This is a genomic window from Streptomyces sp. NPDC060049 (assembly GCF_042736715.1).
Classification (GTDB): Bacteria; Actinomycetota; Actinomycetes; order Streptomycetales; family Streptomycetaceae; genus Streptomyces.
Genome location: NZ_JBHWVV010000008.1, coordinates 366,648 through 386,817, shown reverse-complemented (window position 1 = coordinate 386,817; position 20,170 = coordinate 366,648). Strand labels below are relative to the sequence as shown.

Genomic DNA, 20,170 nt, shown 5'->3' with positions numbered 1-20,170 from the left:
CCTCCGGTTGCCCCACCCTTTCGTCACCCCCCTAGACTGGACATCCAGCAGGTGGCTACACGCTCGAAAGGCGCCCTCGTGTCCATCGGCAACTCCAACTCCCCCGAAGAAGAGCGGCCTTCGACCGACGACCGGTCCGAGGATCGCATCGTCGAGCGTTCCGTCGAAGAGCCGTCGATCGGGGCGGCCCTCAAGAAGGCCCGGATCGTCGCCGGGCTGACTGTCGACGAGATCAGTTCCACCACCCGCGTGCGCATTCCGATCGTGCACGCGATCGAATCCGACGATTTCTCACGCTGTGGCGGCGACGTCTACGCCCGCGGCCACGTCCGTACGCTCGCACGCGCCGTGGGCCTCGATCCGGCACCCCTGATCGAGAGCTACGACGCGGCCCACGGCGGGCGGCCGGCACCCACCCCCGCCGCGCCGAGGTTCGAAGCCGAGCGGATCCGTCCCGAGAGGCAGCGGCCCAACTGGACCGCCGCCATGGTGGCCGCCATCGTCGCCGTGATCGGCTTCGTCGGCTTCACCGCCTTCGGAGGCGACGACAAGGACAAGCAACCGGTGGCGGAAGGTTCCGCCGCCCCGAAGCCCGCACCCACGCCGAACGCCGGGAAGCCCTCGGTCCAGGCACCTCAGGCCCCCAAGCCTCAGCCCTCGGACAGCGCCATCGCCGCCGCGCCCAAGGACCTCGTCACGGTCGTCCTGACGGCCAACGACGGCGAGAGCTGGATCTCGGCCAAGGACCACAGCGGCCGGCTCCTCTTCGACGGCACGCTCGCGCAGGGCGAGTCGAAGACGTTCACGGACAAGGAGTCCATCAACCTCGTACTCGGCGACGCCGGGGTCGTGAAGCTCTTCGTGAACGGCAAGGAGATCAAGGACGAATTCCAGCCCGGACAGGTGGAACGTCTCACATACACCAAGGACGACCCCCGCCAAGGGCAGGCCCAGGCGGGCTGACCAGCAAGGAATAGAAAGTTCCGGATCCCCGGGGTGCCGCGCCGCACCCCGGGGATCTTGTCGTACCGGGACGGGAGGCGGGGGCCGGCGCCGGGACGAAGTAGTCTTGAGTCCATGCCCGAACGCCGTACCGTCGCCCTTGTCACTCTTGGCTGCGCCCGTAACGAGGTGGACTCGGAGGAGCTCGCAGGCCGCTTGGCGGCGGATGGCTGGGAGCTCGTCGAGGACGCCGCCGACGCGGACGTAGCCGTCGTCAACACCTGTGGCTTCGTCGAAGCCGCCAAGAAGGACTCCGTAGACGCCCTGCTGGAGGCCAACGATCTCAAGGATCACGGCCGCACGCAGGCCGTCGTAGCCGTCGGCTGCATGGCCGAGCGCTACGGCAAGGAACTCGCCGAAGCGCTCCCCGAAGCCGACGGAGTGCTCGGCTTCGACGACTACGCCGACATCTCCGACCGCCTCCAGACCATCCTCAACGGCGGCATCCACGCTTCCCACACCCCGCGCGACCGGCGCAAGCTGCTGCCGATCAGTCCGGCGGCCCGCCAGGACGCCGAGGTGGCGCTCCCCGGTCACGCGCAGGAGCCGGAGGCTTCCCCCGAGGACCTTCCGGCCGGCGTCGCGCCCGCCTCCGGGCCGCGCGCGCCGCTGCGCCGCCGTCTGGACAAGAGCCCCGTCGCCTCGGTCAAGCTGGCCTCCGGCTGCGACCGGCGCTGCTCGTTCTGCGCCATCCCGTCCTTCCGCGGCTCCTTCATCTCCCGCCGCCCCAGCGACGTGCTGGGCGAGACGCGCTGGCTCGCCGAGCAGGGCGTCAAGGAGATCATGCTGGTCTCCGAGAACAACACCTCGTACGGCAAGGACCTCGGCGACATCCGCCTGCTGGAGACCTTGCTGCCCGAGCTGGCCGAGGTGGACGGCATCGAGCGCGTCCGCGTCAGCTACCTCCAGCCCGCCGAGATGCGCCCCGGCCTGATCGACGTACTGACCTCGACCCCCAAGGTCGTCCCGTACTTCGACCTCTCCTTCCAGCACTCGGCCCCCGACGTGCTGCGCGCCATGCGCCGCTTCGGTGACACCGACCGGTTCCTGGAGCTGCTGGACACCATCCGCGCCAAGGCCCCGCAGGCCGGCGTCCGGTCCAACTTCATCGTCGGCTTCCCCGGCGAGAAGGAATCGGACTTCGCCGAGCTGGAGCGTTTCCTCACGAACGCGCGGCTCGACGCCATCGGCGTCTTCGGCTACTCCGACGAGGACGGCACCGAGGCCGTCACGTACGAGAACAAGCTGGACGCCGACACCATCGCCGAGCGCCTCGCGCACATGCAGCGCCTCGCCGAGGAGCTCACCTCGCAGCGCGCGGAGGAGCGGATCGGGGAGACGCTGGAGGTGCTCGTCGAGACGGTCGTCCCGTTCGACGAGGCGGAGGACGGCGAGGGCGCCTACGGGCGGGCCGCCCACCAGGCGCCCGAGACCGACGGCCAGGTCGTCTTCACGGACGGCACGGGACTGGTCCCCGGGCGCATCGTCACGGCGAAGGTGGTCGGCACCCTGGGTGTGGACCTGGTGGCGGAGCCCCTGGGCCTTGATCTTGAGGAGGCGGCCGGATGACCGGAGCCCCGGCATCTGCGGCGGGCGGGACCGGCCGTCGGCCCGCGCCCGGCGCGAAGCTGGGCGCCGCGGCGGTCAATCAGGCCAGCCTGTGGAACATCGCCAACATCCTGACGATGATCCGGCTACTCCTGGTGCCGGGATTCGTGATGCTGCTGCTCGCCGACGGGGGATACGACCCCGTCTGGCGGGCGCTGGCGTGGGCGGCGTTCGCCGTCGCCATGATCACCGACATCTTCGACGGGCATCTGGCCCGTACGTACAACCTGGTCACGGACTTCGGGAAGATCGCCGACCCCATCGCCGACAAGGCGATCATGGGGTCGGCTCTGGTGTGTCTGTCGTGGCTCGGTGACCTGCCCTGGTGGGTGACCGGCCTGATCCTGGGGCGGGAACTCGGGATCACGCTCATGCGTTTCTGGGTCATCAGGTACGGAGTGATCCCCGCGAGCCGGGGCGGCAAGCTGAAGACCCTGGCTCAGGGCACGGCCGTGGGCATGTACGTGCTCGCGCTGACCGGGCCGCTGGCGACCATGCGGTTCTGGGTGATGGCAGTGGCCGTCGTCCTCACCCTCGTCACCGGTTTGGATTACATCCGGGAAGCGGTCGTGCTGCGGCGCAAGGGCCTGGCCGCGGAGCGTGCCGCGCGGTGACCGGCTCGGCGCGTGGCACCGTCGCCGGCCCGGAGAGCGGCGCGACGCATGGCGCGGTAACGCAAGAGGCGGGTGATTCTTCGGTGACCGGTGATGCGGTGCGGAATGCTGTGACGGTCGCCGGGAGCACCGGGGCGGTCGCGGCCGATGTGCTGCGACTCCTTGCGGAGAGTAACGGGACGGTCGCCGTGGCCGAGTCGCTGACGGGCGGCATGGTGGCCGCGGAGCTCACCGCCGTCCCCGGAGCCTCCCGGTCCTTCCGCGGCTCGGTCACGGCGTACGCCACCGAGCTCAAGCACCGGGTCCTGGGCGTGGACGCGGAGCTGCTGGCCGCCGAGGGCGCGGTGAACGCGCAGGTCGCGGAGGAAATGGCGGCCGGGGTGCGGCGGGTGCTGGGCGCTTCCTGGGGCATCGCGACCACGGGAGTGGCCGGCCCGGAGGCGCAGGACGGCCGCCCCGTGGGCACGGTTTTCATTGCCGTCGCGGGCCCGGGCGGCAGGAAAACGGCCGGGCTGCGGTTGAAAGGCTCCCGGGCGGAAATTCGTAGGGAGAGTGCACGGACAGTGCTCGAGCTACTCGCGAGCGAACTCCGCGAGAATCTGCGGGGGCAGCATACGGAACAGGACGGGGGGATTTGATGTTTGCAGCCCTGAGTGAACACGACATCGCTCCCCGCACGGCCGCCGCGCGAGGCGGTACGGTGGGGCGTGAAGGTTACGGCTACACGGTCAGAGGAGGGAGCCACCGATGATTCTGCTCCGTCGCCTGCTGGGTGACGTGCTGCGTCGGCAGCGCCAGCGCCAGGGCCGTACTCTGCGCGAAGTCTCCTCGTCCGCCCGGGTTTCGCTCGGCTATCTCTCCGAGGTGGAGCGGGGGCAGAAGGAGGCATCCTCCGAGCTGCTCTCCGCGATCTGCGACGCGCTTGACGTACGGATGTCCGAGCTGATGCGCGAAGTCAGCGACGAGCTGTCGCTCGCCGAGCTGGCACAGTCGGCCGCGGCAAGCGAACCGGTGCCCGCACCGGTCCGCCCGATGCTCAATTCGGTATCCGTGGCCTCGGTCACGGGTGGCCCGGAGCGGGTGACCATCAAGGCGCCCGTGGAAGCGGTGAATGTCGTAGCCGCGTGACGCGTTCTCGAGTCTGCTGAGCGCGTAGTGGTCACGCCATGAGCGTGTGAGTGTGGCCGGAGCCCCGGCCGGTGCCTCAGGCACCGGCCGGGGCTCCCGGCCGTTCTGGGTGCGGCGGCGCGGGGGGTGCGGGAGGATGGGCCCGTCCGGGTCCCGGCCCCTCGGAGGTGACCGTGCGGCGATCGCTGCGCATACCCGCGGGCCTGGCCCTCGTGCTGGCGCTGGGTGCCCTGTGGTGGTGGGCCGTGCTGAGGCTGGTGCTGGCGCCGGACGAAGCGGGGCCCCTGGAGGGGGCGGTCGCCGTCGGTGGATGGGGGCTGGGGCTGCTGCCCGTGCACTGTGTGCCGGAGCCTTTGCGGGGCCGTCGCGGGGCGGGGCGGCGCGAGGCCGCCGACGCAGGCGGGGAGGGTGAGAGCCCTGGCGGTGGTTCTGGCGGTGGTCCGGGTGGTGGCCGCCGGGGATGGCCCGCCGCGGAGGCGACTACCAAGGCATCGCGACTCCGCCGTTCGGGCGGAGGATCTGGCCCGTCATGAAGGACGAGGCGTCCGAGGCGAGGTAGAGCACGGCCTGGGCGATGTCCTCGGGCTCGCCGACGCGGCGCAGCGGTGACATCCGGGTCATCATCGCCTCTGTCTGCTCCTGGACCTCCGGGCTGTGGCGGCCGGTCATCGGCGTGCGGATCCAACCGGGTGCCACGGCGTTGACGCGGATGCCGTGCGGGCCGGCCTCGGTGGCGAGGGTCTTGGTGAGCTGCACGACGGCGGCCTTGGCGGCGCTGTAACAGAGCAGGCCCGGCTGAGCGGCGTCCACGGCGCCGGACGCCATCGTGATGATCGAACCGGGACGGCCGCCCGCGATCATGGAACGGGCGGCCTCCTGGCAGGTGCGCAGGACGCCCTTGAAGTTGATGTCCAGGACCCGGTCGAGGTCCTCGTCGGTCGTGTCCAGGACGCTGCTGCTGTGCATGATGCCGGCGATCGCGGCGGTGATGTCGAGCGGGCCGGCCTGCGCGACGGCGGCTTCGACGGCGGCGCGGTCGGTCACGTCGAGGAGGTGCGTCCGCGCATGTCCGCCCGCCTTGGTGATCAGCTCGGCCGTCTCCTGCAGGCCCGGGGCGTCGCGGTCCGCGCAGTGCACGGTCGCTCCTGCCGTGGCGAGGAGTAGGGCGGTGGCGCGGCCTATGCCGCTGGCGGCGCCGGTGACCAGGGCGGTGCGGCCGGTGAGGTCGTACGCAGTGGGTGTGGGCATGCGGGGACGGTACGACCCGATCTGACGGAGCGTCAACTACGGCGTCGGGCCGGATTGGCAGCGGGGGCACCAGTACGTGGGTCGGTCGTCCTGCGGGGCCTCGCGGACCGGGGTGCCGCAGAGCAGGCAGGGGCGGCGTCTGCGGCCGTAGACGAAGAGCTCCCGACCGGGGCGGTGGCTGCCCGTGGTGTTGCGGCGGCGGTCCTTGTTCGCGTCGAGGAGCCGGTGTGCGGCGGCGGCGAGGCGGGGGAGCGTGGCCGGCGGGATGTCGCCGACGGGGGTCCAGGGGGTGAGTCGGGCGAGGAAGCAGAGCTCGCACTTGTAGACGTTGCCGATGCCGGCCAGGTTGCGCTGGTCGAGGAGGGCTTCGCCGAGGGGGCGTTCGGGGGTGGCGAGGAGGTTCGCGGCGGCGACCTCCTCGTCCCAGTCGGGGCCGAGTAGATCGGGGCCGAGGTGGCCGACGGCGCGGTGCTCGTCCGCGGTGCGGATCAGCTCGACGACGGGGAGGCGGTAGCCGACGGCCGTGTGGGCGGCGGTGGCGAGGATGACGCGGATCTCGTGGGCCGGGCCGGCGGGGCCGGAGGTTCTGGCGGCTTTGGTGGTTCTGGCGGCTTCGGCGGCTTTGGCGGGGCTCTCGGTTTCGGCGTTTCCGGCGGTTTCGGCAGGGGTGTCGGTGGGGCTGGTAGGGGCGGTGGTGGCAGTGGTGCCGGAACCGGAGGCGGGGAGGACGCGCCAGGCTCCGTCCATCCGGAGGTGGGTGTGGAGGGTGAGGGGGGTTGCCGGGTCGCGGGTCGCGTCGAGGTCTGAGGCCGGGCCGAAGCGGATGAGGAGGTGCTTGCCCCGGGAGGCGACACCGAGGACGGTTCGGCCGGTGAGGTCGGCGGTGGCGAAGCGCGGGACGCGGAGATCGGAGCGGGTGATCACCTTGCCCGCAAGGGCGTCGCGGAGCAGGGCAGCCGCGCGGTAGACGCTGTCGCCTTCAGGCATGGACTCATTGTCCCCCGCGGGGGCGCTGGCGGTCTGTGGCGCCGGTGGGCGGGGCGGCTGAGAACTCGGCGGGGTATTGCCGGTGCCGGTGCCGGTGCCGGTGCCGGTGCCTTGTCGACTCGACGGGGATCGCCGTACCTGTGCCGGGCGGAATCGGCGGGCAGGCCCCGGCCCCGGTTCCCCGGCCTGCCTACCCTGCCGGGCGGGCAGGCCCCGGCCCCGGCCCTGGTTCCCCGGCGCCTGCCCGGCAGGGTACGGCCCCTGGGCAGGGTCCCCGGGGCACCGGCTGCGGGGTGCCGGCGCCTCCCGGCGGGGTGTGCCGGGGAGCGTTTTTCCCGGACGCCGGCTGCGGGTGCTGACGTCTGCCCGGCGGGGGTATGGCGCGGGGCACCCCGGCCACCGGCTGTGGGCGCCGGTGCCTGGCGGCGGGGGACGGCTCGTCGGGCCGGGGGTTGGGGCGTGGCACCGCCTGCCCGCGCACCGGGGCGGGGCGGGGCGGTGGCCGGGGTTGGGGCCTGGCACCGCCTGCCCGCGCACCGGGGCGGGGCGGGGCGGTCAGCGGAGGCGGAGGCCGCGGGGGGTGGCGTGGAAGCCTGTGGCTTCGATGGGTGGGGCGTAGGGGGAAGTGAGGGAGGGTGTGGCGTTGACGCGTTCCACGGTGAGGGCCGGGAGGGTGCCCTTGCGGAAGGCTGTCGTCAGGGCTTCCACCGCCGCTGCCAGGCGGGGGTCGTCCGGCGGGGGCCAGGCGAGGAGGGTCTTGCCGCCGCGCTCCAGGTAGAGGGTGAGTTCGCCGTCGACCAGGACCACCAGGGAGCCCGCCTTGCGGCCCGGCTTGTGGGTGGCGTCGGCCGGGGGCTCCGGCCAGGGCAAGGCCGCGCCGTAGGCGTTTGCCGGGTCGGCGGCCGCGAGGACCACCGCCGCCAGCGGGGGCGGGGTCCGCTCGGCTGCGCGCAGGCGGTCGACCGCGCCGTCCATGGCGAACTGGGCCGCGCCCAGGCCCTCGATCACATAGCCCCTGCGGGCCTGGCCACTGTCCTCGAAGGCGGACAGGACGCGGTAGACCGCGCTGAAGCCGCCCTCCACGCCCTCGGCGGCCACCGCGCCCCGGGTCACCACGCCGTGGCGGTCGAGCAGGGTGCGGGCGAGGGCGTGCGCGCGGTGGGTCGGGTCGGGGGCGTGGACCGGGAGCAGGGCCCAGCGGCCCGACACCGTGGGCGGGCCCGTACGGGAGACGGTGGCGGTGAGCGTGCCGTAGCGGCCGCGGGGGACGGTGCGGCGCGCGCGGTGGGCGGTGGCGCCCGCCGTGCGGCCCGAGCCGAGGAAGGAGCGCAGGGGGGCGAGGGTGTCGTTGGTCAGGCGGCCCGACCACGCCAGGTCCCAGAGGGCGGAGGAGAGCTCCGCGTCCGAGGTGTCGGGGAGTCGACCGCGCACCGACTCGGTGAGCTGGCGGAAGAACAGGCCGTAGCCGCCGGAGAGCGCGTCCAGGAGGGCTTGGTGGACCGGGGTGAGCTCCAAGGGGTGCGGCGGCGGGAGGAGGAGCGGGGCGGCCTCCGCGAGGTACAGGGAGATCCAGCCGTCCTTGCCGGGCAGAACCCCCGCACCGGCCCAGACCACCTCGCCCGTGGTGGTGAGTTCGTCCAGCAGCGTGGGGGAGTAGTCCGAGACTCGGGACGGGAGGATCAGGCGCTCCAGCGCGGAGGCCGGAACAGGGGCGCCCTGAAGCTGTTCGACCGCGCGGGCCAGCCCGTCGATGCCGCGCAGGGCCCCGCCCAGGTGCTGCCACTGGGGGAGGAAGGTGGCGAGGGAGGCGGGCGGGACGGGTTCCAGCTCCTGGCGCAGCGCCGCGAGCGAGCGGCGGCGCAGCCGGCGCAGCACCGTGGCGTCGCACCACTCCTGGCCGATGCCCGCCGGATGGAACTCGCCCTGCACCACGCGCCCGGCCGAGGCGAGCCGGTGCAGCGCGCCGTCCGTCACGGCCGGGCCCAGCCCGAAGCGGTGTGCGGCGGTGGCCGTCGTGAAGGGGCCGTGCGTACGGGCGTACCGCGCGAGGAGGTCGCCGAGCGGGTCCTTCACCGGCTCGGTGAACGCCTCCGGGACGCCCACCGGGAGGGCCGTGCCCAGTGCGTCCCGCAAGCGGCCCGCGTCTTCGATGGCCGCCCAGTGGTCGGCGCCGCCGATCCTGACCCGGATCGCCCTGCGGGACGTGGAGAGGGCCTGCGCCCACGCAGGGTCCGCGCCGCGCGTGCCGAGTTCCTCCGGGGTGAGCGGGCCCAGCAGGCGCAGCAGGTCGGCCACGGACTCGGCGTCCTTGGCCCGCCGGTCCTCCGTCAGCCACTGGAGCTCCCGCTCCAGCTCCGCCAGTACCTCCGGGTCCAGCAGTTCTCGGAGCTCGGCCTGGCCCAGTAGTTCCGCCAGCAGCCGGGAGTCGAGCGACAGCGCGGCCGCCCTGCGCTCGGCGAGGGGCGAGTCGCCCTCGTAGAGGAACTGGGCGACGTAGCCGAAGAGGAGGGAGCGGGCGAAGGGGGAGGGCTCGGGGGTGGTGACCTCGACGAGGCGGACGCGGCGGGCCTCGATGTCCCCCATCAGCTCGGTCAGGCCCGGTACGTCGAAGACGTCCTGCAGGCATTCCCGTACGGCTTCGAGCACGATCGGGAAGGAGCCGAACTCCGAGGCCACCTGGAGGAGCTGCGAGGCGCGCTGGCGCTGCTGCCACAGCGGGGTGCGCTTGCCGGGGTTGCGGCGCGGCAGCAGGAGGGCGCGCGCCGCGCACTCGCGGAAGCGGGAGGCGAACAGCGCGGAGCCGCCCACCTGGTCGGTGACGATCTGGTTGATGTCCCCGTGGTCGAAGGCCACGTCCGCCGCGCCGAGCGGGGGCTTCTCGTCGTCGAAGTCGAAGGACCGGTCGGGTGCCGGGTCGTGGTCCAGCAGGTCCAGGTCCATGCTCAGCAGGTCGGCGTCCGGGAGGCGCAGCACGATGCCGTCGTCGGCGTGCATCACCTGCGCGTCCATCCCGTACCGCTCGGAGAGCCGGGCACCGAGCGCGAGGGCCCATGGGGCGTGCACCTGGGCGCCGAAGGGGGAGTGGACGACGACCCGCCAGTCGCCGAGCTCGTCGCGGAACCGTTCGACGACGATGGTCCGGTCGTCCGGTACGTGGCCGCAGGCCTCGCGCTGCTCGGCGAGGTACGACAGGACGTTCTGGGCGGCCCAGGCGTCCAGCCCCGCTGCCAGCAGGCGCAGGCGGGCGTCCTCGTCGGTGAGGCCGCCGAGCTCGCGCAGGAATGCGCCCACGGCGCGGCCCAGTTCGAGCGGGCGGCCCAGCTGGTCGCCCTTCCAGAACGGCAGGCGGCCCGGGACCCCGGGGGCGGGGGTGACCAGGACGCGGTCGCGGGTGATGTCCACGATCCGCCAGGAGGTGGTGCCGAGGGTGAAGACGTCGCCGACACGGGACTCGTAGACCATCTCCTCGTCGAGCTCACCGACGCGGCCGCCGCCCTTCTTCGGGTCGGCGCCGGCCAGGAAGACGCCGAAGAGGCCGCGGTCGGGAATGGTCCCGCCGGAGGTGACCGCGAGACGCTGGGCTCCCGGCCGGCCGGTGATCGTACCGGCCACCCGGTCCCACACGACCCGGGGTCTGAGCTCGGCGAACGCGTCCGACGGATAGCGGCCCGCCAGCATGTCCAGCACCGCCGTGAACGCCGATTCGGGCAACGCCGCGAAGGGCGCGGCCCGCCGCACCAGGGCGATCAGGTCGTCCAGCTGCCAGGTGTCCATCGCGGTCATCGCGACGAGCTGCTGGGCGAGGACGTCCAGCGGATTGGAGGGGACGCGCAGGGACTCGATCGAGCCCGTGCGCATCCGCTCGGTGACCACGGCGGCCTGGACCAGGTCGCCCCGGTACTTAGGGAAGACGACTCCGGTGGAGACCGCGCCCACCTGGTGCCCGGCCCGGCCGACCCGCTGGAGTCCGGAGGCCACCGACGGCGGGGACTCCACCTGGATGACGAGGTCGACCGCACCCATGTCGATGCCGAGCTCCAGGCTGGAGGTGGCGACCACGGCGGGCAGCCGGCCCGCCTTCAAGTCCTCCTCGACCAGCGCCCGCTGCTCCTTGGAGACCGAGCCGTGATGGGCGCGCGCCAGCAGCGGCGGCGCGCCCAGCGCGGCGCCCGACTGGGCCATGATCTCGGCCGGGGGCGTGCCCTCGGGCAAGGGGCTTCCCACGGCCCGCTCGTACGCGATCTCGTTGAGCCGGTTGCACAGGCGCTCGGCGAGGCGGCGGGAGTTGGCGAACACGATCGTGGAGCGGTGGGCCTGGACCAGATCGGCGATCCGCTCCTCCACTTGCGGCCAGATCGACGGTTTGTCACCGCCCTCCTTGCCCTCGGTGGCGGGGGAGCCGCCCAACTCGCCCATGTCCTCGACCGGGACGACCACCGACAGGTCGAACTCCTTCGTCGAAGGCGGCTGGACGATCTCCACCTTGCCGCGCGGCGCGAGGTAGCGGGCCACCTCGTCCACCGGCCGGACCGTCGCGGACAGCCCGATCCGGCGCGCGGGGCGCGGCAGCAGCTCGTCCAGCCGCTCCAGGGACAGGGCGAGGTGGGCGCCGCGCTTGGTCCCGGCGACGGCGTGCACCTCGTCTAGGATCACCGTCTCGATCCCGGCGAGGGCCTCGCGGGCGGCCGAGGTCAGCATCAGGAACAGCGACTCGGGAGTGGTGATCAGGATGTCCGGCGGCCGGGTCACCAGCGCCCGCCGTTCGGCGGGCGGGGTGTCGCCCGAGCGGATCCCGACGCGGATCTCCGGCTCCGGCAGGCCGAGGCGCACCGATTCCTGCCGGATCCCGGTGAGGGGGCTGCGCAGATTGCGCTCCACGTCCACCGCCAGGGCCTTCAGGGGCGAGACGTACAGCACCCGGCAGCGCTTCCTCGCCTCCGCCGGCGGTGGGGTCGAGGCGAGCTGGTCGAGGGCGGCGAGGAAGGCGGCCAGGGTCTTGCCGGAGCCGGTGGGAGCCACCACCAGCACGTCCGAACCGGCTCCGATCGCCCGCCAGGCACCCTCCTGGGCGGCGGTGGGCGAGTCGAAGGCCCCCGTGAACCAGGAGCGGGTCGCGGGGGAGAACGAGTCGAGCGCGGTTCCGGACATGCCCCCATCGTGCACCCGACCACTGACAACGGGCCGGACCTGCGGAAACGCCGCGACCGGCCGGGGCGCAGAATGGAGGGATGGGGACGGGGAGCGGAACGGACGAGGGCCGCCGGGAGTGGGCGCGGCACTGGCAGTACGCGGAACTGCCAGGGCTGGACCTGCTGCGCGCCCACTACGTGCGCCACACGTTCCCCCGCCACGCCCACGACGGCTACGTCATCGCGGCCGTCACCGGCGGCATCGAGGAGATCGGCCTGCCGGGCGGCACCGTCCGCGCCGGGCCCGGCAGCGTGGTCCTGATCAACCCCGAGGTCGCGCACACCGCGCGCGCCGGAGTCCCCGAGGGCTGGGCGTACGCCACCCTCTACCCCTCCCGTGCGCTGATCACCGAGGTGGCCGAGGAGATCGGCACCCTGCGCGGGACCCCCGGATTCACCGCCGACATGGTCGCGGACGCGCAGGCCTCGCGGGTGATCACCGAGGTCCACCGGGCAGCCGAGGCGGGGAACGCGCTGGCCGCGGACACACTGCTGCGCGGCGCGGTGGCCCGGATGCTGACCCGGCACGCAGGCCCGCTGCCCGCCCGTGCGCAGCGCCGCGCGGGCGCCGCGGACGCCGAGCGGGCCCGGGCCGTCCTGGAGGAGCGGATGGGCGAGCCGCCGTCGCTGGAGCAGCTCGCGGCGGAGCTGGGGACGAGCCCGTTCGCACTGCTGCGGGCCTTCCGGGAGCGGTACGGCATGCCCCCGCACACCTGGCTGACCGACGCCCGGGTCCGGCGGGCGCGCCGGCTGCTCGACGCGGGGACCCCGCCCGCGGAGGCGGCCGTCACCGTCGGCTTCACCGACCAGCCGCACCTCAACCGGCACTTCACCCGCATCGTGGGGGTGCCGCCGGGCGCCTACCGGCGGGAGCGGGCGGCCGGCTGAGCCGGTCCGCGGCCCGAGACCCTGATCACTTGATGCGCGGTGCAAGAACGTACAAGACCCGGATGGCGCTCCGTCCGTAGGTTCGGGGCGTGGGAGAACATCGGATGGCCATACAAGAGGTTCCTGACCAAGACGTGCCCGGAGGGGCCCCGGCCGCGGACAAGCCGCGCGCCGCCGTCGTACGGGACGCGCTCGGCGTCGGAGTGGCGGTCGGGCTGTCAGGGTTCGCCTTCGGGGTGACGGCCGCCGGGTCCGGGGTCAGCACCCTGCAAGCGTGCGTGCTCAGCCTGCTGGTGTTCACCGGGGCCTCGCAGTTCGCGCTGGTCGGGGCACTGGCCGCGGGCGGGAATCCGTTCACCGCCGCCGCCGGGGCCTTCTTCCTCGGGACCCGCAACGCCTTCTACGGCCTGCGGCTGTCCCAGCTGCTCAGGCTCCCCAAGGGCGTACGGCCCTTCGCCGCGCACTGGGTGATCGACGAGACCACCGCCGTGGCCCTCGCCCAGCCCGACCGGAAGTCGGCGCGCCTCGGCTTCACCGTGACCGGGCTGAGCCTCTACGTCCTGTGGAACCTCACCACCCTGCTGGGCGCACTCGGCGCCGAGGCCATCGGGGACACCGACGCGTGGGGGCTGGACGCCGCCGGGCCCGCCGTGTTCCTCGCCCTGCTCGCGCCGATGCTGAAGACGGCCACCGAGCGGGCCGTCGCCGTGGTCGCCCTTGTCCTCGGACTCGGCCTGCTGCCCGTACTGCCCGCCGGGGTCCCCGTGCTCATCGCCGCGCTCGCCGCCCCCGCGATCCTCTGGCTGAAGGGACGCCGCTCGTGAACGTCTGGATCGCCATCGGACTCACCGTCGTCGGCTGCTACGCCGTCAAACTCGCCGGACTGCTCGTCCCCGCCGGAGCCCTGGAGCGGCCGGCGGTGCGCCGGCTCGCCGCGCTCCTGCCGGTCGCGCTGCTCGCCGCGCTCACCGCGCAGCAGACCTTCGCCACCGGGCACGAGCTCATACTGGACGCCCGCGCCGCCGGGCTCGCGGCCGCCGGGGTCGCGCTGCTGCTGCGGGCCCCGTTCCTCGTCGTGGTCGCGGCGGCCGTCGTCGTCACCGCGGGGCTCCGGGCGCTGGGAGGGTAGGGCCGGCCGACGGCCACCCGTACGCGCGCAGCGTCAGCAGCGCCTCCAGCGTGGCGATCGGCCGCCGTTCCAGCGAACTGCCCGGCGCCCACTCCCCGCGGGGCGCCGGCCAGCCGCCGTCCGGCTGCTGCAGGCCGGCCAGGAAGTGCAGCGAACGGCGCACCTCCGCGTCCGTGAACCAGCCCCGGGCCACGGACAGCGGGTGGCGGGCGAAGTCGTGCGGGTAGAGGTGCCCGCCCTGGGCGTGACCGGGCACCGGCGGGTACGCGTCCCGCCGCGCCGGATCCAGTACGACGGACCGCCGCTCGCGCACCAGCCGCCCCAGCCGGTCGGCGGCCGCCGAGGCCCGGGCCCGGTCGGGGACGCCGTCCAGGAAGGACACCGCGCCCTGGATTTCGTACGGGTGCGGTTGGCGCATGTTCTCCACCCGGTCCCAGCAGAACTCCGTCGCCCGGAACAGCCACGCGTGCCAGACCCGGTTGCGGTGCAGGATCCCGACGATCGGGCCGGTGGCCAGCAGGTCGCCGGGCGGATCGTCGTGCAGCGGGAGGTACGGCGCCGCCGGGTAGGGGCCGCCGGGGGACGGGGAGGTCGCCGCCAGTCCCCCTTCCGGGGTGGAGACCCGCGCCAGGTGGCCGCAGAGCCGCTCGACGCGCTGCCCGGCGCAGCGCCCCAGGCCGTCCAGGACGCCCAGGGCGTGGGCGGTGTGCAGCGGGTGGCTCAGCGGGCCGCGCAGGTCCGGGTCGAGGGCGTGGCCGTAGCCGCCGTCGCCGCCGAGGTACGCGCCGAGGGCCGCGTCCACCGGGTCGGCGTCCCCGCCGAGGAAGTGGAACGAGAACCGCCGTTGCTCGAGGACCCGGGCCGTGAGCCAGATGAACTGCTCGGCGCGGGCGGGCGCGCTCGGCGCCGTCGGCGCCGCCGGGGCGCAAGCTTCGTCTCCAGGCATGCGTGAAACCGTAGGGGCGGGTGGTGCGCCCAGGGGGCCCGAACGCGACCGGTGCACTCTCCGGGGCGGGATACTGGGGGCATGCGGTTGACGATTTTCTGGGAGCGGATGGCCGAGCACTTCGGCGCGGCCTACGCGGACTCCTTCGCGCGGGACCACGTCATGACGGAGCTCGGGGGCCGAACGGTCCACGAGGCGCTGGACGCGGGCTGGGAGGCCAAGGACGTGTGGCGCGCGGTGTGTTCGGCGGTCGACGTGCCGGCTTCGCTGCGCTGAGCGCGGCGGGCCCGCGAGGGTGCTCGTACAGGCGGCCGGTGGGACAGACTTGGACGCGTGGCAGCGACTGATGAGACGACGACCGGCCCGCGGCCCGAGCACGTTCCCGCGGGCCCGGATCCGGGCCCCGCGGCCGACGCCGGGGCTGACGCGCAGAGCGCGCCGGGGAGCGGTGCGGGGAGCGGCCCAGGGGGGCCGCCCGGCGGGGGCGCGGTCCCGGCTCCCGCCCCGGCGGACGCGCGGATGCCGCGCTGGCTGCCGCGCGCGGTGGTCCTCGTCCTGGCGCTCGTCGCCTGCTTCCAGCTCGGCAGCTGGGCCTTCCACCAGCTGATAGGGCTGTTCGTCAACATCCTGATCGCGTTCTTCCTCGCGCTCGCCATCGAACCCGCCGTGGCCAGGATGGCGGCCCGGGGCGTGCGCCGCGGGCTCGCCACCTTCCTGGTGTTCCTCGGGGTGTTCGTGGGAGCCGCCGGGTTCGTCGCCCTGCTCGGCTCGATCCTGGCCGCGCAGATCGTCGAACTGGTGGAGGGCTTCCCGGGCTACCTCGACTCGGTGATCGGGTCGATCAACGACACCTTCCACACGGACCTGTCCCGACTGGAGATCCAGGACAGCCTGCTGCGTTCCGACTGGCTGCAGAAGTACGCGCAGAACAGCGCGAGCGGCGTGCTCGACGTGTCCGCCACCGTGCTCGGCGGGCTCTTCAAGCTGCTGACGATCGGGCTGTTCTCCTTCTACTTCGCCGCCGACGGACCGCGGCTGCGGCGGACCCTGTGCTCCGTACTGCCGCCCGCGAAGCAGGCCGAGGTCCTGCGGGCGTGGGAGATCGCCGTCACCAAGACGGGCGGCTACCTCTACTCGCGCGGCCTGATGGCGCTGGTCTCCGGGGCCGCGCACTACGTCTGCTTCGTGGTGCTCGACGTGCCGTACGCGCCCGCGCTCGCGGTGTGGGTGGGGCTGGTGTCGCAGTTCATCCCCACCATCGGCACCTACCTGGCGGGCGCGCTGCCGGTCCTGCTCGCCTTCACGGTCAGCCCCTGGTACGCGCTGTACGTCCTCGGATTCGTGGTGGTCTACCAGCAGTTCGAGAACTACGTGCTCCAGCCGAAGCTGACGGCGAAGACCGTGGACATCCACCCGGCGGTGGCCTTCGGGTCGGTCGTCGCCGGCACCGCCCTGCTGGGAGCGGTCGGGGCGCTCATCGCGATCCCGGCCATCGCCACGATGCAGGCGTTCCTCGGCGCGTACGTGAAGCGGTACGCGGTGGAGCAGGACGGGACCCCCGGGGGGAGCGCTACTGCTTCCCGGCGGCGCCGAGTACGGATTCCAGGGCTTCGGCCACGGTCGCCTCGGTAGCGGCCTTGTCGAGGCCGAGGGAGGCGAGCACGCCCTCGCCGTCCTCGAGCTCGAGGAGGGCGAGCAGGATGTGCTCGGTGCCGACGTAGCTGTGGCCCAGGCGCAGGGCTTCGCGGAAGGTGAGCTCGAGCGCCTTCTTGGCGGCGGCGTCGAAGGGCACGAGCTCGGGCACCTCGGCGACGGGCGCGGGCAGGCCGGCGGTCACGGCGGTGCGCACGTCCTCCAGGGCCACTCCCTGCGCCCGCAGGGCGAGCGCGGCGAGGGACTCGGAATCGGCGAGCAGGCCGAGGATCAGGTGGGCGGCGGCGATCTCGGTGTTGCCGGCCGCGCGGGCCTCGTTCTGGGCGGTCACGACGACGTTGCGGGCGCGGGGCGTGAAGCGGCCGAAGCCCTGGGCGGCGTCGAGGTCGTTGCCTTCCCCGGCCTTGTCGGCCTTGGGGACGAAACGCTTCTGGGCGGCCTGGCGGGTCACGCCCATGCTGCGGCCGATGTCGGTCCAGGACGCGCCGGAGCGGCGGGCCTGGTCGACGAAGTGGCCGATGAGGTGGTCGGCGACGTCCCCGAGGGCCTCGGCGGCCACGACGGCGCCGCTGAGCTGTTCGAGGGTGTCGGTGTGGACCTTCTTGATGGCCTCGATGAGGTCGTCGAGGCGTACCGGATTGGTCATGCGAACGGGTTCCACCGAAGGGTTCGTCATGGATGCAACCCTAGGTTGACAGTCGGAAGGGTGTCAACCCTCGGTTGTCACTTCCCGCGCGGCGGGCGGGGTGTGGCCGTCGGGGAACATGCTGGAGGTGGTGGAGGGGTCCGGCGTGGCGCGCTTGACAGGAAAATCGAACACGCATTCTCATGGGTTATCCACAGCCAAACCGGACGTGGCACCGCGTTGTCAGTGGCAGGCGTTAGCGTCAATGGCGTGAAGCGATCGACTCAAGTAAACCGGGTGGAACCCATGGCAGGCACCGACCGCGAGAAGGCTCTCGACGCCGCTCTCGCACAGATTGAACGGCAGTTCGGCAAGGGCGCCGTGATGCGTCTCGGCGACAAGCCGAACGACCCCATCGACGTCATCCCGACCGGCTCCACCGCGCTGGACATCGCGCTCGGCGTCGGCGGGCTGCCGCGCGGTCGCGTCGTCGAGGTGTACGGGCCGGAGTCCTCCGGTAAGACGACCCTGACCCTCCACGCCGTGGCCAACGCGCAGAAGGCCGGCGGCACCGTCGCCTTCGTGGACGCCGAGCACGCGCTCGACCCCGAGTACGCCAAGGCCCTCGGCGTCGACACCGACAACCTCATCCTGTCCCAGCCGGACACCGGCGAGCAGGCGCTGGAGATCGTGGACATGCTGGTCCGCTCCGGCGCGCTCGACCTCATCGTCATCGACTCCGTCGCGGCGCTCGTGCCGCGTGCGGAGATCGAGGGTGAGATGGGCGACTCCCACGTGGGTCTCCAGGCCCGTCTGATGAGCCAGGCCCTCCGGAAGATCACCGGTGCGCTCAGCCAGTCCAAGACCACCGCGATCTTCATCAACCAGCTCCGCGAGAAGATCGGTGTGATGTTCGGCTCGCCGGAGACCACCACCGGTGGCCGCGCGCTGAAGTTCTACGCCTCCGTGCGCCTCGACATCCGGCGCATCGAGACCCTCAAGGACGGCACGGACGCGGTCGGCAACCGCACCCGCGTCAAGGTCGTCAAGAACAAGGTCGCGCCGCCCTTCAAGCAGGCCGAGTTCGACATCCTCTACGGCCACGGCATCAGCCGCGAAGGCGGCCTGATCGACATGGGCGTGGAGCACGGCTTCGTCCGCAAGGCCGGCGCCTGGTACACGTACGAGGGCGACCAGCTCGGCCAGGGCAAGGAGAACGCGCGGAAGTTCCTCTGCGACAACCCGGCCCTCTCCGACGAGATCGAGCGGAAGATCAAGGAGAAGCTGGGCGTCGGTGTCCGCAAGGACGCCGCTGCCACCGCCGCGGCCGAGGCCGGCGCGGACGCGCCCGCCGAGACGCCGGCCGTGCCCGCTCCCGCGTCGAAGGCCAAGATCGCGGCCAAGTCCGCCGTCGCCAAGAGCTGACCCGTGTGGGAGCAGGAAAGGGGCGGTGGCGCAGGCGGCCGTGAAGGGCGCCGCGAGGGCAGTCGTGAAGGGCGCCGCGGGGGTGGCGGCCGGGACGGCCGTCGTGCCGAGGGCCGCGACGGCCGTCAGGAGCTGCCGCCCCAGAGTCCCGAGGAGCAGGCGCGGGCCATCTGTCTGCGCCTGCTCACCGGGATGCCGCGCACCCGGCGGCAGCTCGCGGATGCCCTGGCCAAGAGGGACATCCCCGAGGAGGTGTCGGAGCAGGTCCTCTCCCGCTTCGAGGAGGTGGGCCTGATCGACGACGCCGCGTTCGCCGGTGCCTGGGTCGAATCCAGGCACCGGGGCAGGGGCCTGGCCCGCCGGGCGCTCGCACAGGAGCTGCGCACCAAGGGGGTGGACGCCGCCCTCGTGCAGGACGCCCTGGAGCAGCTGGACTCCGACCAGGAGGAGGAGACGGCCCGGGAGCTCGTGGAGCGCAAGCTCCGCGCCACCCGGGGCCTGGAGCGGGACAAGCGGATCCGCCGCCTCGCCGGGATGCTCGCCCGCAAGGGGTACCCGGAGGGCATGGCCCTGCGGGTGGTCCGCCGGGCGCTGGAGGCGGAAGGCGAGGACGCCGACGACCTGGGGTACCCCGGGAGCTGAGCCCCCTCCCGGGGTGGGAGCGGCACCTGCCCCGCCCAGCGGCACCTGCCTCGCCCACGCGGCACCTGCCCCGCCCGGCAGGACGCCCGTAGCCCCCGAACGGCGCGTCAGCGGCCGGAGCCCCGTGGCGCCCGGAGGCGCGTCAGGGAGGGGCGGTCACCGGCAGGCCCGCCGCACGCCAGGCCTGGAAGCCGCCCGTGAGGTCCGTGGCGTTGGCGAGGGACAGCGCGTGGAGCGAGGCCGCCGCCAGGGTGGAGGCGTAGCCCTCGTTGCAGATGACGACGATGCGGACATCGTGGTCCGTGGCCTGCGGCAACCGGTGGGAGCCCTCGGGGTCCAGACGCCATTCCAGCTCGTTGCGCTCGATCACCAGCGCACCCGGGATCAGACCGTCCCGCTCGCGCAGGGCCTGGTACCTGATGTCGACCAGGAGCGCCCCGGCCAGGAACTCCCTGTGCGCCTGGCCCGGTTCCACGCGGGTGTACGTCGCCCGGAGCCGCTCCACGAGGGCGTCGATGCCGCTCACTGCCAGTCCGCCGGGCGCTCGACCTGCTCCAGGGTCAGCACCGGGCCGGTGCGGCTGTAGCGGCGGATCAGGGGGAGCGGTGGGTCGTAGGCGTGGACGGAGACGGCGTGCTCGGTGCGGGACTCGTTCAACACCTCGTGCACGTGGTGCTCTCCGAAGGCGCGCCCGGTACCCGGCCCGAGGCCGCGCGTGCGGTCCACGTCGGGGGCCAGGGAGAGGGACCGCCAGCCCTCGGCGGGCAGGCGCACCGTCAGGGAGTTCTCGGTGAGGCGGCCCCGGGCGGTGGTGAACGCGCCCCGGGACTCGGCGTGGTCGTGCCAGCCGGTGCCGGTTCCCGGCGGCCAGCCGATCAGCCAGGCCTCGCTGCCGCCCGGGCCGTCGAGCCGGATCCAGGTCCGGCCCACGGGGTCGAGGGGGAGGGAGTCGATCAGCCCGGCGTCGGAGGCGACGCGGCGGGTGAAGGCGAGGAGTTCCGCCGTCGTGACCGGGGCAGGGGCGACGGCGGGCGAGGGCACGGCGGCGTGCGTGGGCGCAGACATGGAGGATGACCGTCCTGGAGG

At 73.3% G+C, this 20,170-nt stretch carries 20 protein-coding genes; 13 read left to right on the top strand and 7 right to left on the bottom strand.

Translation table 11 applies throughout. The features are described 5' to 3' along the window. The first annotated feature begins 78 nt into the window (after positions 1-78). The 6 genes from ACFWBY_RS18020 to ACFWBY_RS17995 all read left to right on the top strand — a co-directional run bounded on the left by ACFWBY_RS18020 (position 79) and on the right by ACFWBY_RS17995 (position 4,885). Positions 79-963 carry a RodZ domain-containing protein gene (locus ACFWBY_RS18020; protein ID WP_385340324.1) on the top strand — a complete coding sequence of 295 codons (885 nt, stop codon included), beginning with the start codon at positions 79-81 and terminating at the stop codon, positions 961-963. Positions 964-1,077: 114 nt separating this feature from the next. Next, positions 1,078-2,571 (top strand): 30S ribosomal protein S12 methylthiotransferase RimO, encoded by a 1,494-nt coding sequence (gene rimO / locus ACFWBY_RS18015; RefSeq protein WP_385340322.1) that lies wholly within the window; start codon positions 1,078-1,080, stop codon positions 2,569-2,571. Then, positions 2,568-3,224 (top strand): CDP-diacylglycerol--glycerol-3-phosphate 3-phosphatidyltransferase, encoded by a 657-nt coding sequence (gene pgsA / locus ACFWBY_RS18010; RefSeq protein WP_385340320.1) that lies wholly within the window; start codon positions 2,568-2,570, stop codon positions 3,222-3,224. Before rimO ends, pgsA begins: the two co-directional genes overlap by 4 nt. A gap of 110 nt (positions 3,225-3,334) precedes the next feature. Next, on the top strand, positions 3,335-3,862 hold the full coding sequence (locus tag ACFWBY_RS18005) for a CinA family protein (protein WP_385340340.1): 528 nt from the start codon (positions 3,335-3,337) through the stop codon (positions 3,860-3,862). Between the two features lie 109 nt (positions 3,863-3,971). After that, positions 3,972-4,352 (top strand): helix-turn-helix domain-containing protein, encoded by a 381-nt coding sequence (locus tag ACFWBY_RS18000; RefSeq protein WP_007266936.1) that lies wholly within the window; start codon positions 3,972-3,974, stop codon positions 4,350-4,352. A gap of 173 nt (positions 4,353-4,525) precedes the next feature. Beyond that, positions 4,526-4,885: a hypothetical protein gene (locus ACFWBY_RS17995; protein ID WP_385340318.1), complete on the top strand. Its 360-nt coding sequence runs from the start codon at positions 4,526-4,528 to the stop codon at positions 4,883-4,885. Here the strand turns inward: ACFWBY_RS17995 and ACFWBY_RS17990 are convergent. The 3 genes from ACFWBY_RS17990 to ACFWBY_RS17980 form a co-directional block, all read right to left on the bottom strand. Beyond that, positions 4,833-5,600 carry an SDR family NAD(P)-dependent oxidoreductase gene (locus ACFWBY_RS17990; protein WP_385340316.1) on the bottom strand — a complete coding sequence of 256 codons (768 nt, stop codon included), beginning with the start codon at positions 5,598-5,600 and terminating at the stop codon, positions 4,833-4,835. The two genes, ACFWBY_RS17995 and ACFWBY_RS17990, sit on opposite strands and share 53 nt — an antisense overlap. A gap of 36 nt (positions 5,601-5,636) precedes the next feature. Beyond that, positions 5,637-6,587 carry a DNA-formamidopyrimidine glycosylase family protein gene (locus ACFWBY_RS17985; RefSeq protein WP_385340314.1) on the bottom strand — a complete coding sequence of 317 codons (951 nt, stop codon included), beginning with the start codon at positions 6,585-6,587 and terminating at the stop codon, positions 5,637-5,639. Between the two features lie 555 nt (positions 6,588-7,142). After that, entirely contained in the window at positions 7,143-11,735 is a 4,593-nt protein-coding gene (locus tag ACFWBY_RS17980; protein WP_385340312.1) for an ATP-dependent helicase, read from the bottom strand. Between the two features lie 80 nt (positions 11,736-11,815). On the opposite strand from ACFWBY_RS17980, the gene ACFWBY_RS17975 reads away from it, so the two are divergent. The 3 genes from ACFWBY_RS17975 to ACFWBY_RS17965 all read left to right on the top strand — a co-directional run bounded on the left by ACFWBY_RS17975 (position 11,816) and on the right by ACFWBY_RS17965 (position 13,793). Further along, on the top strand, positions 11,816-12,664 hold the full coding sequence (locus tag ACFWBY_RS17975) for an AraC family transcriptional regulator (protein ID WP_385340311.1): 849 nt from the start codon (positions 11,816-11,818) through the stop codon (positions 12,662-12,664). 104 nt (positions 12,665-12,768) lie between these two features. Beyond that, positions 12,769-13,488 carry an AzlC family ABC transporter permease gene (locus ACFWBY_RS17970; protein WP_385340309.1) on the top strand — a complete coding sequence of 240 codons (720 nt, stop codon included), beginning with the start codon at positions 12,769-12,771 and terminating at the stop codon, positions 13,486-13,488. Then, positions 13,485-13,793 carry an AzlD domain-containing protein gene (locus ACFWBY_RS17965; protein ID WP_385340307.1) on the top strand — a complete coding sequence of 103 codons (309 nt, stop codon included), beginning with the start codon at positions 13,485-13,487 and terminating at the stop codon, positions 13,791-13,793. The genes ACFWBY_RS17970 and ACFWBY_RS17965 overlap by 4 nt, the downstream gene beginning before the upstream one ends. Here ACFWBY_RS17965 and ACFWBY_RS17960 read toward each other — a convergent pair. Next, the gene (locus tag ACFWBY_RS17960; RefSeq protein ID WP_385340305.1) at positions 13,762-14,739 is read right to left on the bottom strand and encodes a hypothetical protein; all 978 of its coding nucleotides are present in this window, start codon (positions 14,737-14,739) and stop codon (positions 13,762-13,764) included. The two genes, ACFWBY_RS17965 and ACFWBY_RS17960, sit on opposite strands and share 32 nt — an antisense overlap. Positions 14,740-14,820: 81 nt before the next feature. On the opposite strand from ACFWBY_RS17960, the gene ACFWBY_RS17955 reads away from it, so the two are divergent. Further along, a complete protein-coding gene (locus ACFWBY_RS17955; RefSeq protein WP_385340304.1) occupies positions 14,821-15,015 on the top strand; it encodes a DUF3046 domain-containing protein in 195 nt (64 codons plus the stop codon). Positions 15,016-15,258: 243 nt separating this feature from the next. Then, complete coding sequence (locus tag ACFWBY_RS17950; RefSeq protein ID WP_385340339.1) at positions 15,259-16,371, top strand: AI-2E family transporter; 1,113 nt, start codon at positions 15,259-15,261, stop codon at positions 16,369-16,371. Here the strand turns inward: ACFWBY_RS17950 and ACFWBY_RS17945 are convergent. After that, complete coding sequence (locus tag ACFWBY_RS17945; protein ID WP_385340302.1) at positions 16,310-17,068, bottom strand: Clp protease N-terminal domain-containing protein; 759 nt, start codon at positions 17,066-17,068, stop codon at positions 16,310-16,312. The genes ACFWBY_RS17950 and ACFWBY_RS17945 overlap by 62 nt on opposite strands. 255 nt (positions 17,069-17,323) lie before the next feature. On the opposite strand from ACFWBY_RS17945, the gene recA reads away from it, so the two are divergent. Beyond that, positions 17,324-18,442 carry a recombinase RecA gene (gene recA / locus ACFWBY_RS17940; RefSeq protein WP_385340300.1) on the top strand — a complete coding sequence of 373 codons (1,119 nt, stop codon included), beginning with the start codon at positions 17,324-17,326 and terminating at the stop codon, positions 18,440-18,442. A 3-nt stretch (positions 18,443-18,445) separates the two neighbouring features. Further along, positions 18,446-19,084: a recombination regulator RecX gene (recX, locus tag ACFWBY_RS17935; RefSeq protein ID WP_385340298.1), complete on the top strand. Its 639-nt coding sequence runs from the start codon at positions 18,446-18,448 to the stop codon at positions 19,082-19,084. 142 nt (positions 19,085-19,226) lie between these two features. On the opposite strand, the gene ACFWBY_RS17930 is transcribed toward recX, so the two are convergent. Then, a complete protein-coding gene (locus ACFWBY_RS17930; protein ID WP_385340338.1) occupies positions 19,227-19,616 on the bottom strand; it encodes a rhodanese-like domain-containing protein in 390 nt (129 codons plus the stop codon). Next, positions 19,607-20,149: a cysteine dioxygenase gene (locus tag ACFWBY_RS17925; RefSeq protein WP_385340297.1), complete on the bottom strand. Its 543-nt coding sequence runs from the start codon at positions 20,147-20,149 to the stop codon at positions 19,607-19,609. Before ACFWBY_RS17925 ends, ACFWBY_RS17930 begins: the two co-directional genes overlap by 10 nt. Positions 20,150-20,170 lie beyond the last annotated feature (21 nt).